This is a genomic window from Streptomyces sp. NPDC005799 (assembly GCF_040630525.1).
GTDB classification, from domain to species: domain Bacteria; phylum Actinomycetota; class Actinomycetes; order Streptomycetales; family Streptomycetaceae; genus Streptomyces; species Streptomyces griseorubiginosus_B.
In genome coordinates, this window is the sequence record NZ_JBEXXQ010000031.1 from 22,997 (window position 1) to 36,634 (window position 13,638).

Annotated in this window: 9 protein-coding genes; 8 read left to right on the forward strand and 1 reads right to left on the reverse strand. The window is 71.6% G+C overall.

Translation table 11 applies throughout. The features are described 5' to 3' along the window. Positions 1-214 precede the first annotated feature (214 nt). From ABZ453_RS28105 to ABZ453_RS28115, 3 genes are read left to right on the forward strand one after another with little or no spacing between them, the layout of a single operon-like run. The gene (locus ABZ453_RS28105) at positions 215-2,122 is read left to right on the forward strand and encodes a tetratricopeptide repeat protein (protein ID WP_359018947.1); all 1,908 of its coding nucleotides are present in this window, start codon (positions 215-217) and stop codon (positions 2,120-2,122) included. Continuing rightward, a complete protein-coding gene (locus ABZ453_RS28110) occupies positions 2,119-3,792 on the forward strand; it encodes a sulfite exporter TauE/SafE family protein (RefSeq protein WP_359018949.1) in 1,674 nt (557 codons plus the stop codon). The genes ABZ453_RS28105 and ABZ453_RS28110 overlap by 4 nt, the downstream gene beginning before the upstream one ends. A 44-nt stretch (positions 3,793-3,836) precedes the next feature. Beyond that, complete coding sequence (locus tag ABZ453_RS28115) at positions 3,837-5,447, forward strand: serine/threonine-protein kinase (protein ID WP_359018951.1); 1,611 nt, start codon at positions 3,837-3,839, stop codon at positions 5,445-5,447. A 3-nt stretch (positions 5,448-5,450) separates the two neighbouring features. Here ABZ453_RS28115 and ABZ453_RS28120 read toward each other — a convergent pair whose 3' ends face one another. After that, a complete protein-coding gene (locus ABZ453_RS28120) occupies positions 5,451-6,257 on the reverse strand; it encodes an SGNH/GDSL hydrolase family protein (RefSeq protein ID WP_359018953.1) in 807 nt (268 codons plus the stop codon). Positions 6,258-6,464: 207 nt separating this feature from the next. On the opposite strand from ABZ453_RS28120, the gene ABZ453_RS28125 reads away from it, so the two are divergent. The 5 genes from ABZ453_RS28125 (at position 6,465) to ABZ453_RS28145 (ending at position 13,620) form a co-directional block, all read left to right on the forward strand. Continuing rightward, positions 6,465-6,875 (forward strand): hypothetical protein, encoded by a 411-nt coding sequence (locus ABZ453_RS28125; protein ID WP_359018955.1) that lies wholly within the window; start codon positions 6,465-6,467, stop codon positions 6,873-6,875. Positions 6,876-7,220: 345 nt separating this feature from the next. After that, positions 7,221-8,042, forward strand: a complete 822-nt coding sequence (locus ABZ453_RS28130; protein ID WP_359018957.1) for a glycosyltransferase family 2 protein — start codon at positions 7,221-7,223, stop codon at positions 8,040-8,042. Continuing rightward, positions 8,039-9,028 (forward strand): glycosyltransferase family 2 protein, encoded by a 990-nt coding sequence (locus ABZ453_RS28135; RefSeq protein WP_359018959.1) that lies wholly within the window; start codon positions 8,039-8,041, stop codon positions 9,026-9,028. Before ABZ453_RS28130 ends, ABZ453_RS28135 begins: the two co-directional genes overlap by 4 nt. Further along, positions 9,021-9,821, forward strand: coding sequence for a polysaccharide deacetylase family protein (locus ABZ453_RS28140; protein ID WP_359018961.1), 801 nt, complete (start codon positions 9,021-9,023; stop codon positions 9,819-9,821). The genes ABZ453_RS28135 and ABZ453_RS28140 overlap by 8 nt, the downstream gene beginning before the upstream one ends. Next, the gene (locus ABZ453_RS28145; protein WP_359018963.1) at positions 9,814-13,620 is read left to right on the forward strand and encodes a lipopolysaccharide biosynthesis protein; all 3,807 of its coding nucleotides are present in this window, start codon (positions 9,814-9,816) and stop codon (positions 13,618-13,620) included. The genes ABZ453_RS28140 and ABZ453_RS28145 overlap by 8 nt, the downstream gene beginning before the upstream one ends. Positions 13,621-13,638 lie beyond the last annotated feature (18 nt).

The following is a 13,638-nucleotide window of genomic DNA, read 5'->3' on the forward strand; positions in this document are numbered from 1 at the left end:
GCACGGAGGTCGGCGAGCCGCACGCCATGGCGCCCCGGGGGCGCCTGGCGGGGCGGGCCCCGACCCCTCCGACGGAGGACCGGGCGGTTCTTCGGAGCGGCCCCGCCCGGTCCTCGGCCCTCCACAGACTGGCGTGGCCCGCACACAACGTCCCCCACGGTGCGGGCCGCGCCGCCACAACTTCCGTACACCGCAAGCCGATTGAGGAGAGGGCATGGCCCCGCGCACGAACGACACCGAGCCGGAGCGGGAGGACGGCCCCGTGCCGACCACTCCCCCCGAATCCGCCGCCGTCGCGCCGGCGGTCGAGGAACAACGGGACGCCAAGAGCCCCTCGACCCTGCAGACCGACGCGAACTCCTCACGCACGGAAACGAACAGGGACGCGGAGGCGGTCGCCACGACGCCGGGCCGTGAGGCGGACACGGAGCCGCGCGCGACGAAGGGCACCACGGTTTCGGGGGACTCGGGAAGCGACGGCCAGCCACTCGCCGCGCAGGACACCGTGACGTCCCCGGACCCGCAGACCGACGCGCAGCGCCCCGTCACGAACGGCGCCAGGCCACTCCCGGCCGCGGAGACCGACGGGGAGCCCCCGGCCACGAAGAAGGCCCCGCTCCCCCTCCCGGCGGCCGGCGGGGCCGAGGCGTCAGGCGCGGAGAGGGGCGCGGCTTTCCCGGTCGTTGGCAGCGGTGCCGAGTCCTCCGTCGAGGGGGAGAACGAGGCTCTCGTCGGGGGCGCTGATGAGCGCGTCGCCGCCGTGCGGCGGGTGTCGGCTGCCGGGCGGCGGTTGCGGGTCGTGCAGCTCGGCGGTACGGCCGTGCTGTTGGCCGTCGCCCTCACCGCCGGTTCGATCGCCTACGGGGCCATCCGGGACAAGACCGCGAGCACCCCGGTCGCGGCCACCCCCAGCGCCATCTCCCCGGCGCTGCTCTCCAGCGGCAGCATCGACGCGAGCATCGCCGCCCTGCAGACCCAACTCCGCGCCCAGCCAAGGGACTACGGCAGCTGGGCCTCCCTCGGTCTCGCCTACGTCGAGCAGGCCCGCACCAAGGGCGACCCCTCGCGCTACCCCCAGGCCGAGAAGGCGCTCAAGCGCTCTCTGCAGGTGAGGCCCGGCAACGAGCAGGCCATCACCGGACAGGCGGCCCTCGCGGCGGCCCGCCACGACTTCAAGGACGCCCTGGCCTACGCGGACCGGATCCTGAAGGAGAACCCCTACAGCCAGAACGCCCTCTCCTCCCGCATCGACGCCCTCGTCGAGCTCGGCCGCTACGCCGACGCCTCGAAGGCCGCCGACACCGCCGACGCCCGCCGCCCGGGCGTCCCCGTCTTCACCCGCTACGCGTACGTCCACGAACTGCGCGGCGACGTGAAGACGGCACGGCGGGTCCTGGAACAGGCCCTGGCCACCTCCACCACCCCCGGCGACATCTCCTACGTCGCCGCCCAACTGGGCCTTCTCGCCTGGAACCAGGGCGACTACCGCACGGCTCTCACCGACTACGCCCGCGCTCTCGCCGCCGACGAGAACTACCTCCCGGCCCTCGAGGGCCGCGCCCGCACCCAGTGGGCGTCCGGTGACAAGGCGGCCGCGATCAAGGGCATGGAACAGGTCGTCGCCCGCTATCCGCTGCCCCAACCCCTCGTCGAACTCGGCGAGATGTACCAGGACCGGGCGGCCAAGGGCGACGAGACCAAAGCCCGCGACCAGTACGCCCTGGTCGACGCCTGGATCGCCCTCGCCCGCGCGAACGGCGTCAACGCCGACCTCGACACCGCCCTCGCCGCCGCCGACCACGGCGACAGGGCCGCCGCCCTGCGCGCCGCCCGCGCCGAATGGGCCCGCCGCCACACCGTGCACACCGCCGACGCCCTCGCCTGGGCCCTGCACGTCAACGGCAAGGACGCCGAGGCCCTGCCCTACGCCAGGCAGGCCACGGCCACCGGCTACCGCAACGCCTCGTTCATCTACCACCGCGGCATGATCGAACGCGCCACCGGCCACACGCAGGAAGCCCGCGCCTCCCTGGAGGCCGCGCTGAAGCTGAACCCCGGCTTCTCGCCACTGGGCTCCCGTGAGGCCCGTAAGGCGCTCAAGGACCTGGAGGCGGCAAAGTGAGCTGTCGTCGTCTGCTCGCCTCCACAGCCGCCGTCCTCACGGCGGCGTGCGCGCTCGCGCTGGCTCCTTCCACCAGCGCGAGCGCGCATCCCCTCGGCAACTTCACCGTCAACCGGTACGACGGCCTGGTGGCCGCACCCGGCACCCTGCGCGTGGACCACGTCGAGGACCTCGCCGAGATCCCGGCGACCCAGGCCAAGCCGGACCTCGAACGGCTCGGCATGACCGAGTGGGCGAAGGAGCGGTGCGCGAAGGCGGCCGAGGGCAGCAAGGTCACCGTGGACGGCCGTACCGCCGCGCTGACCGTCGACAGCAGCACGGCACGTCTGCGGCCGGGCCAGGCCGGTCTGCACACCCTCCGCGTGGAGTGCCGGCTGACGACACCGCTGCCCAAGGCCGAGACCGTCCGGCTCGGCTTCCACAGTGCCGGGTTGACCACGGGACCCGGCTGGCGCGAGATCACCGCGCGCGGCGACCGGATGACGCTCACCGCGACGGACGTACCGAAGACGTCCGTCTCCCATGAACTCACCAGCTACCCCAAGGCGTTGCTCTCCTCCCCCGCCGACACCTCGTCCGCGACCCTGCGCGTGCGGCCCGGTGGCCCCGCGCTGGCCCCGGAGAAGACGGAGGCCCCCGGCGCCTCCATACTCCCCCGCGGCGCCGACCGCTGGACGCAGGACCTGAACAACCTGGTGGCCCGCAACCACCTCACCGTCGGCTTCGCCTCGCTCGCCCTGCTCATCGCGATCGTCCTGGGCGCGATGCACGCCCTCGCTCCGGGCCACGGCAAGACGCTGATGGCGGCCACGGCGGCGGCGCGCGGAGGCCGGGCCCGCCTCAGGGACGTCCTCCCGCTGGCCGCCTCGGTGACGGTCACCCACACCCTCGGCGTCGTGGCCCTGGGCGTCCTGGTCACAGCCGGCTCCGCGGCGACCCCGTCGGTGATCGCCTGGCTGGGCCTGGCGAGCGGAGTCCTGGTCCTGCTGGCGGGCGCGAACCTCGTGCGCCGGGCCTGGCGCAACCGCGCGCCCGCGCATCACCTCCAGCACGATCATCACGATCACCAAGAAACGGCTCCCGCACCGGAGTTGGAGCTGGTGGGCGCCCACGGCGCGACAACGGCGACGGAACACCCCCACCCCCACCCCCACCACCACGAGCACGACCACACGCACGATCACGAACACCGGCACGATCACCACCACCATCAGCACGACCACGACCACGGCCACACTCACGACCACAGCCACCACGGCCACACCCACGACGACGCCACGGTCGAGCACTCGCACGGCGGCTTCACCCACACCCACTCCACCGCCCCCACCCTGCGCGGCACGATCCTCCTGGGCTTCGCCGGCGGCATGGTGCCCAGCCCCTCCGCCGTCGTCGTGCTGGTCGGCGCGGCGGCGCTCGGACAGGCCTGGTTCGGGCTGCTGCTCGTGGTCGCCTACGGCATCGGGCTCGCCCTCACCCTCACCGCGGCCGGGTTCGCCGTGGTGAAGCTGGGTACGGGAATGAATCGGGTGCTGGACAGGCGCCCCCGCTGGACCACGCACCCCATGGCGGCCCTGCTGCGCAGGACCGCACCGCTGGGATCCGCCCTGGTCGTCGTGGCCCTGGGGGCGGGGCTGGTCCTCAAGGGGGCGGCATCCGCACTCGGATGAGCTACTTTGTGAATGAATCAGGTCAGATGCCGTGGGGGGCGTCGGTGTCCGGAGAACCTGGCAGGGAACGTGTGATCGCGGGCCGCTACCGCCTCCTGTCCCCCCTCGGTGAGGGTGGCATGGGGACGGTGTGGCGGGCCCGCGACGAGGTGCTGCACCGCGAGGTCGCGGTCAAGGAGGTGCGCGCTCCCGCCGGTCTGCCGACCGCGGACGTGGAGCGGCTGTACGCCCGACTGGAGCGCGAGGCGTGGGCGGCGGCCCGGGTCGCCAACCGCAATGTCGTCACCGTGTACGACGTGGCCACGCAGGACGGCCGGCCCTGGATCGTCATGGAGCTGGTCCGCGGCATCTCGCTGGCGGAACTGCTCGACGCGGAGGGCCCGTTGGACCCGCGGCGGACGGCGCACATCGGCGCCGAGGTGCTGGCCGCGCTGCGGGCCGCGCACGCCGCCGGGGTGCTGCACCGGGACGTCAAGCCGGCCAACGTGCTGCTGTCCAACGACGACCGGGTGGTGCTCACCGACTTCGGCATCGCGCAGGTCGAGGGCAGCTCGGCGCTGACCATGACCGGCGAGGTGATCGGTTCGCCCGAGTTCCTGGCGCCGGAGCGGGCGCTGGGCCGTACGCCGGGGCCGGAGTCCGATCTGTGGTCGCTCGGCGTGCTGCTGTACGCGGCCGTCGAGGGCAACTCCCCCTTCCGGCAGAACACGCCGCTGAGCACGCTGCGCGCGATCGTCGACGAGGAGCTTCCGCCGCCGCACCGGGCCGGACCGCTGGCCCCGGTGATCGAGGGGCTGCTGCGCAAGGACCCGGGCCGGCGGATGTCGGCCGAGCGTGCCGAGCAGGATCTGCGGCTGGTCGCGGCCGGCGGCACGCCCGGCACACCCGGCGCGGACTGGGCGCAGTCGTCGTCGTACGCCCCGACCGTCGCGGCCTTCCCGGAGTCCCCCTCGCCGACCCCGCCGATGCCCTACCCGACGGCGCGGACCCGGCCGACGCCCTCCTCCGGCACGACGCCGGCCTCGGCCCCGCCGGAGCGCGGTCGCCGGGCCGGTGTCGTCCTGGTGACCGGCGTGGTCGTGCTGGCGCTGGCCATCGCCGGGCTGACGTACGCCCTGCTCAACCGCGACAAGGGCAACGGAGACGGGAACAACGCGGGCAAGACCCGCACCGAGAGCGGGACTTCGCCGACCGCGAGGGACACCGCGCGGGGAGGCGGCGCGTCGAGTCCGCCGCCGAGCAGGAGCAGCGGTCGTACGACGGCTCCCCAGTCCGTGAGCGTCACGCTGGCGGGGGCGAACACCGACTACTCGGGGACCTGCCCGCCGTCGAAGTCCCAGGCCCCCACGTTCACCGCCACGCTGACGGTCGGGCGCCTTCCGGCGACGGTGACCTACCGCTGGGTGACGAAGAACGACTCGCTGTCCGGCGGGTGGAAGACGCTGTCGTTCCCGGCGGGCGGGGGCAAGTCCCGGCAGGACCGGCAGTTCATCACCACGCGTGACAGCCAGGGGACCTTCCAGGACGTGATCAGCGTGGAGGTGCGCGATCCGGTGAGCGCGACGTCCAACTCGGTTCCGTTTTCGCTGAACTGTGTGACGGAGACCCCGACGGGCGGGGCCTCCCCCAGTACGTCCGCCTCACCGACCTCGTGAAGGTCAGACCGCTCCGGTCAGCACGGGCAGATAGCCGCCCGACTGGCCGGCGGCGGTCGGGTGGTACGACTCGCCGATGCTCAGCAGGTTGAGGCTGTGCAGCCAGGAGCTGCCGGAGCAGATCTCGTGGCCGGTGAAGGTGGTGCGGACATCGCCGAAGGCGAAGCCGTGGTTCGCCGCTGCCTTGTTGATGGCGGTGTCCAGGTAGTCCGCCGCGTCGTTGATCGCCTTCCGCTTGGTGTCGGAGAGGCCGACGCAGGTCGTGCCGAGCCGGTAGAAGCGGGGGTAGCCGAGAACGACCACACGGGCGTTCGGGGCTTTGGCGCTGATCGCCGAGTAGACCTTGTCGAGCTGGCCCGGCAGCGTGGAGTCGACGTACGCCTTCGCGGTGTTGATCCGGGAGAGGCAGGAGCTGTCGGACTGCAGGACGCAGGTGGTCATGACGTCGGAGAAGCCGGCGTCGTTGCCTCCGATGGTGATGGAGACCAGGCCGGTGGCGGTGCTGAGCGGCCCGAGTTGGTTCGCCAGAACATCACCCGTACGGGCGCCGGAACAAGCGGTGAAGTCGAACGTCGAGGGTGAATGGGCCGCGGCCCAGAGGTAGGGGTACGCCTTGGTGCTGCGGTCGCAGTCGCCGCTGGAGCCGATGTAGCTGCCCGCGCCGACTCCCGAGGAGTAGGAGTCGCCGAGGGCCACATAGCCCGTGGCGGCGGCCTGTTGGGACGCCTGCGCCGCCGTGGCCCCGGTGAGGGCCGTGCCGGCGGCGAGGAGGATCGAGCTCACGAAGACGGCAAATCGGGAACGTCTCATGGAACCTCCCTTTAGCAGGATCTCTGCCATAACCGTCGTACCAACTACGCGTGTTGAGGGGAAGTGTCCATGTCAAGCTTTTCGGGGCATTGGGGAGCGGACGCGAAGCGCAGGAACAGGTGTGTGCCTCGTTCGCGCCTTGACGCCCCAGTTCGCCTGCGCGACATTGAAGTCCGGCATCCGGCGCGCTGGGGGGCAAAGTCGCCAATGCAGACCATCCGTATCAAGAGACCGTCGGACGACAGCGGCACAGAGCGGGCGGGGCCCGGTCCGGGGAGGGACCTGGCACCTCTGCTCGCGGGGGCCGCGACGGCCGTGGGAGTGTTCGGCGCGCTGCTCGCGCTGGTCGACTCCGGCTCGGCGCTGCGCGGTCCGCTCGCCCTGTTCTTCCTGCTCGCGGCGCCGGCGACCGCCATCGCGGCCGCGCTGCGCGGGCTGGAACCCTTCGGCCGCACACTCGCCGCCATCGCGGGCGCGGTCGTCCTGAACATGCTCGTGGCGCAAGGCATGTTGGCCGTCCACCGCTGGTCCGTACGCGGCGGGATCATTGCCGTGACCGTGATCAGTTGCGCACTTCTACTTCTAAGTCGTGTAACGGTCAAACCAACAAAAAGGTGAGGCCTGGTTTCAGGCCTTGCCATACGGGTTCAATCGTCAATACCGTTGTACATCTCACCCGCATCGGACCATCACTCAGCGGCTCCAGGGGAGGGCTCAGGACCGCGATGGCTTCCGGGGGCGGGGCGCGGTAGGGGGGTGCCGTGCTCGGTGACCGCACTTGTGACCGAGTCGTGCCGCGCGGTCGGCTGCCGTCGTCACGGCAGACGGCCAGTTCTGCCAGCTCGCTTCGGCGTGCACGGAGTTCCTTTTCGTCATGCCCAGGCGTGAACCCCCCTTTCGAACCGGACACAAAACCGGGCCGCCCAGGGGCGGGCGGTCCACCGGACGAGAGGGACCAGACTCATGAGTTCCGTACTGCGGCCGGCCACCACGGGCGAAGGCCCGACAGCCGCCGCCCAATACCGGCCGATCTCCTCGCATCTGGCCATCGCACCACCGGTGAGTGTGGTGATTCCCGCGATGAACGAGGCGGAGAATCTCCCCTACGTCTTCAAGACACTGCCGGACTGGATACACGAAGTGGTCCTGGTGGACGGCAACTCCACGGACGACACCGTCGAAGTGGCCCGTGAACTGTGGCCGAAGGTCAAGGTCGTCGAGCAGCGGGGCAAGGGCAAGGGGGACGCCCTGATCACCGGGTTCGAGGCCTGCACCGGCGACATCATCGTGATGGTCGACGCGGACGGCTCGGCCGACGGCGGTGAGATCGTCTCGTACGTCTCCGCCCTGGTCTCCGGCGCCGACTTCGCCAAGGGCTCACGCTTCGCCAACGGCGGCGGCACCGACGACATGACCTTCATCCGCAAGCTCGGCAACTGGGCGCTGTGCACGATCGTCAACCGCAAGTTCGGCGCCCGCTACACCGATCTCTGCTACGGCTACAACGCGTTCTGGCGGCACTGCCTGGACAAGATCTCCCTCGACTGCACCGGCTTCGAGATCGAGACGCTCATCAACATCCGGGTGGTCAAGGCCGGGTTGAAGGTGCAGGAGATTCCCAGCTACGAGTACCTGCGCATCCACGGCGCCAGCAATCTGCGCGCCGTGCGGGACGGGTTCCGGGTGCTGAAGGTCATCCTCAAGGAGCGCTCCAACCGGCGTGAGCTGCGCCGGCAGGAACACCACTCGCCGATGCTCGACTCGGTGCGGGGAGAGGTGTCTTGAGCGATCTCGACGTCTCCGTCGTGATCTGCGTCTACACCGAGGACCGCTGGGAGGACATCCTCGCCGCGGTCGCCTCGGTGCGCGCGCAGTCGCGGCCCGCTCTGGAGACCCTGCTGGTCGTCGACCACAATCCGACCCTGCTGGAACGACTCACCAAGGAGTACAAGGAGACCGCGGACGTACGGGTGCTCCCCAACGCGGGCCCCCGTGGCCTGTCCGCCGGCCGCAACACCGGCATCGCGGCCTCCCGCGGCGAGGTGCTCGCCTTCCTCGACGACGACGCCGTCGCCGAGCGCGACTGGCTGCTCCGCTTCACCGAGGCCTACACCGATCTCCGGGTGATGGCCGTCGGCGGACGCACGATGCCCGTCTGGGCGTCGGGACGCCGTCCGGCCTGGTTCCCGGAGGAGTTCGACTGGGTAGTGGGCTGCACCTACCGGGGGCTGCCGCCGGGCCGGGTGCGGGTGCGCAACGTCCTCGGCGGAAACGCTTCGTTCCGTCGTACGGCGTTCGAGGCGGCGGGCGGTTTCGCGACCGGCATCGGACGCGACGGCGACAAGCGGCCGCTGGGCTGTGAGGAGACGGAGCTGTGCATCCGGCTCAGCAGGGCCAGGCCCGACGCCGTCCTGCTCATCGACGACCGGGCGGTGATCCACCACCGGGTGCCCGCGGCACGTGAGCGCTTCGGCTACTTCCGCACCCGCGCCTACGCCGAAGGGCTGTCCAAGGCGCTGGTGGCGCGCAGTGTGGGCGCGGACAAGGGGCTCGAGTCCGAACGCCGGTACACCACCCGGGTGCTGCCGGCCGGGGTGGCACGCGGGCTGCGGGACGCCGTACTGGCCCGTCCGGGGGGCGCGGGGCGGGCCGGGGCGATCGTCGCCGGGGTGCTGACGGCGGTCGGCGGATACGTCGTGGGGAGCGTACGGGCCCGCCGGGGCGGGGCAACGTTCTCGGTGGTCGAGATCGAGGGGGGATCCGATGACTGAAACGCCGGTGCCGATCCTGATGTACCACTCGGTGGCGACCGCGCCGAACGACGCCACGCGTGCCCTGTCGGTCGCGCCAGAGGCGTTCTCCGAGCAGATGGCGATGATCGGCGACCTCGGGCTCACCCCCGTCGGCACCGCCGATCTGGCGGCCGGTTGGCGCACGGGGGGCCTGCTGCCGCCGCGTCCCGTCCTGATCACCTTCGACGACGGCTACGAGGGCGTGCACCGGCACGCCCTGCCCGTGCTCGCCAAGCACGGCTTCGCCTCGACCCTGTTCGTCTCCACGGGCTGGATCAAGGGCGCGTACGACACCGGGGGCGGCCTCGACACCATGCTCGACTGGGACCAGGTGCGCGAACTGGCAGCGGCGGACGTCGAGATCGGCGGCCACAGCCACACCCACCCGCAGCTCGACCAGCTCGACGACGACAGGCTGCGGTACGAGCTGAGCCGGTGCCGGGAGATCGTCGCCCAAGAACTGGGCACCGCCCCGGCCTCCTTCGCCTACCCCTACGGCTACTCCAGCCGCCGGGTGCGCGAGGCCGTCCGGGAGAGCGGGTACGCCCAGGCGCTCGCCGTCGGCAACGCCCTCGCGCGCCGCCGCCAGGGACCGTACGCGCTGCGGCGGGTCACCGTGCGCCGCAGCACCGGGATCGAGGAGTTCGGACGCCTTCTCGAAGGCCGTTCGATCGCCCGCACCTTCGCCGGGGACCGTGCCCTCACCAAGGGGTACGCCCTGGTCCGCAGAGCACGTCAGGTCCGCCGGAAGGCCATCCGTTCCCGTGTCTGACACGACGACCACGACAACCGAGGCCCAGCCCCCGACCGAGGCGCCCGAGCAGCAGGGGCGCCGTCTCCGGCTGCCCGGGCTCGGCCGGTCCCGGGGTGGCAGCCCACTGTTCCGCAACGCCTACGCCCTGATGCTCAACACCGGTATCTCCGCGGTGCTGGGCCTCGGGTACTGGCTGGTCGCCGCCCGCTACTACTCCGACACGGCGGTGGGCCAGGGCTCGGCCGCGATCGCCGCGATGAAGCTGCTGGCGGGCCTGACCGCGGTGACCCTGACCGGCGCCCTGGCCCGCTTCATCCCGGTCGCCGGACGCAGCACCGGGCGTCTCATCTTCCGTACGTACGCGGCGAGTTGCGTCGTGGTGTCGTTCGCGGCGGGCGTCTTCCTGCTGACGCTGGACACCTGGGGGCCGTCGTACGCCTTCCTGCACGGGGCGGTCAAGGGCCTCGGCTTCATCATGGCGGTCGCCGCCTGGAACCTGCTCACGCTGCAGGACGGGGTGCTGACCGGGCTGCGCAGTGCGCCCTGGGTGCCCGTCGGCAACACCGTCTTCTCCGCGGTGAAGCTGGCGCTGCTGATCGGGCTCGCCGCCTCGATGCCGACGACCGGTGTCTTCCTGTCCTGGGTCCTGGCGATCGCCACCTCCGTGGTGCCGCTCGGCATCCTGGTCTTCCGCAGGCTGGTGCCCCGGCACGTCAAGGCGACCGAGGACCACGCGAAGCCGCCGACGGTCAGGGAGATCGGCACGTTCCTCGCCGGTGACTACACGGGCTCGCTGTTCTCGCTCGCCGTGGTCTACCTCGTGCCGGTCATCATCGCCTCGCAGGTCAGCTCCGAGGACAACGCGTACTTCTACATCACCACCACGATCGGCGGCACGATCAACCTGCTCGCCATCAACATGGGTGCCTCGCTGACCGTCGAGGGCTCGCACGACCCGGCGCGGCTCGCCGCCAACACCCGGGCCGCACTCCGGCGGATGGCCCGGATCATGCTGCCGATCTGCGGGCTGCTGTTCCTCGGGGCGCCGTACATCCTCGGCGTCTTCGGCTCGGGCTATGCGGACGCGGCGACCCCGCTGCTGCGCTGGTTCGCGGTCGGCGCGCTGCTCCGGGTCGTGATGGAGACGTACTTCGCGGTGCTGCGCGCCCAGAGCCGCACCGCCGGACTGGCCTGGCTGCAGGGCCTGTTGTGCGTGCTGGTGCTCGGGCTGACCCTGCTGCTGCTCCCCCGGATGGGGCTGACCGGCGCCGGTGTCGCCGAGATCTCCTCGCTCGCCGTGATCGTCGCCATCGCCGCGCCCAAGCTGTACCGCACGGTGCGGGCCGCCCCCGCCGAACTGCCCGCGGACGCGGCGCCCGACGGTGACCTCGCCGACCTCGGTGCGCGCGAGGTACCCGCGCGCGAGAAGCCGCGCCGCCGCGGACCGGGCTGGGCGCTGGACACCGACACCCTCGCGCTCGGCATCCACGTCGACTTCGACCACCAGGAACGGCGCCCGGACGTCCGCCCGGGACCGGGCACCCCACCCACCGGCACGCCCGCCGTACGCCCGGACCACCGGCCGACCTGGGCGAAGCAGCCGCAGGTCGGGCTGCCGGTGGAGGAGCGCGAGCCCGGTTCCGAGGCCTCGCTGGGGCCGGCCGAGCTGGAGGTCGACGCGCCCTTCGAGGCAGGGCTCGCCGAACAGGCCGTACGGGAGCCGTGGCCCGCGCAGGCGGAGAAGCCCCTACGGGAAGAAGTGCGCGAGCCCGAGCCGCCCGCCCTGTCCTGGCGTCAGCGGCTGCGGCCCACCCGGCTCGGGCTGGTCCTGGGCTGTCTGCTGGTCGCCGCCCTGCTGCTGTACTGGGTGCCAGCGCTGCGGCTGGGCGAGAGCGACCTGGACCGCATGGGCGGGCTCGGGCTGATCTCGGTCCTGCCGCTGCCGACGCTGGTCGGGGCCGCGCTGCTGATCGCGGTGTTCGGCTCGCTGCTGTGGCTGGGCCGCGAGCACAAGGCACTGCTGCTCATCACCCTGCTGGCGACCGTGGTGTCACTGCACGCGCTGCCCGCGGTGATCGAGACCGAGCCGCGGTTCCCGACGGCCTGGCAGCACCTGGGCTTCCTCGACCACATCGACCGGACCGGCTCGGCCGTGCCCGACCTGGACGCGCGCTGGAGCTGGCCGGGCTTCTTCGCGGTCGCCGCGTTCGTGACCAGGGCCTGCGGGGTCACCGACCTCACCGACCTGATCCGCTGGTGGCCGCTGACCATCCAACTCCTCTGTCTGGCGCCGATGTTCCTCCTCGTCCGCTCGCTGCGGGCGAGCTGGCGCGCCAAGTGGACCGGCATCTGGATCTTCGTCCTCAGCGGCTGGGTCGGCCAGGACTACTTCTCCCCGCAGGGCTTCACCTACCTGCTCTATCTGGCGTTCGTGGCGATCCTGCTGGTCTGGTTCCGCGAACCGCGGGTGATCTGGACCAAACGGCGGCCCGGCGAGGCGGAGGTCGAACCGGCGAACCGGCGCCAGAAGGCCGTCCTGCTGGCCGTGTTGATCGGCCTGTTCATGGCGAGCGTCCCCGCCCACCAGCTCACCCCGTTCGTAATGCTGGGTGTGCTCGCGGCGCTCGTCCTGGTCGGCCGCTCCGAACTGCGGGGCCTGCCGATCCTGTTCGCCGTGGTGGTCGCGGTGTGGATCGGCTTCATGGCCGAGCCGTACTGGTCCGGCCACTTCGATGAGCTGTTCGGCGGGGTCGGCGGCGTCGGGAGCAATGTCTCCACCTCCGTCTCCGGCCGTATCCAGGGCGGCAGTTCGACCCACAAGCTCGTCCTGTACGCACGCGTGCTGCTGGCCGCCGGTGTGATGCTGTTCGCCTGCTGGGGCTGGTGGCGCCGGCGCGACCACAAGTACCGCGAACGGTCGTTGCTGGTCCTCACCTTCGTCCCGTTCCTCGGCTTCGGCCTGCAGTCCTACGGCGGCGAGATGGCGCTGCGCGTGTTCATGTTCGCCCTGCCCGGCGCGGCCCTGCTGGCCGGTCTCGCCCTGTTCCCGCGCACCGGCGTCACCGCCGAGGAGCGGGACAAGAACCGGGTGAGCCTGGCCCCGCTGGCGGCGCTGATGGCCGGGCTGCTGCTCATGGGCGGCTTCCTGGTGGCCCGCTGGGGCAACGAGCCCTTCGAACGGGTCCGGCCCGGCGAGGTCGCCGCCATGGACTACGTCTACGCGCACGACAAGCCGACGGTCCGCCTGCTGTGGCTCAGCAACGACACCGTCAACGACGTGACCCCGGCGATGCCGTGGGGCGCGAAGGACATGGAGCGGGTCGATTACGTGCCGACACTCGCGCCGGCCGACCCGGTCCTGGTCTCCAGCCTGGTCAAGGCGCTCAAGGACGCGGGGCCGAACTCGTACCTGATGATCAACGCGGGTCAGGTGACCTACCTCCAGATGGACGTGGGCTACTCGGCCACCTGGGAACCCCGGCTGATCCAGAACCTGGACCGGCGGCCCGAGTTGAAGAAGGTGTACGACAACGCGGACGCGACGATCTACGCCCTGAGGAAGCAGCCCGAGGGCAAGGTGCCCAAGCCCGATCCGGGTCCGATCGGTCCGCAGATCACCTGGACGCCGTGGTCGGTCGTCGGCGCCCTCGCCGCCCTCGCGCTGATCCTGATGCTGACGGCACGCGAGGTCCTCCGGGTCGCGATGCGGCCCAGCGTGCGCCAACTGCGCCTGCTGCAGAGCAGCTTCTGGTTCTCGCTGCCGCTGCTGGCGGTGCTGCTGGCCTCGCTGGTGCAACGGTTCCTGAGCCTGAAGTGAGGTCCGCGTACGGGGTGA

Bases quoted from the DNA above. Each gene is read 5' to 3' on its own strand.
- ABZ453_RS28105 (WP_359018947.1), top strand. From the start codon at position 215: ATGGCCCCGCGCACGAACGACACCGAGCCGGAGCGGGAGGACGGCCCC.
- ABZ453_RS28125 (WP_359018955.1), top strand. From the start codon at position 6,465: ATGCAGACCATCCGTATCAAGAGACCGTCGGACGACAGCGGCACAGAG.
- ABZ453_RS28140 (WP_359018961.1), top strand. From the start codon at position 9,021: ATGACTGAAACGCCGGTGCCGATCCTGATGTACCACTCGGTGGCGACC.
- ABZ453_RS28120 (WP_359018953.1), bottom strand. From the start codon at position 6,257: ATGAGACGTTCCCGATTTGCCGTCTTCGTGAGCTCGATCCTCCTCGCC.
- ABZ453_RS28130 (WP_359018957.1), top strand. From the start codon at position 7,221: ATGAGTTCCGTACTGCGGCCGGCCACCACGGGCGAAGGCCCGACAGCC.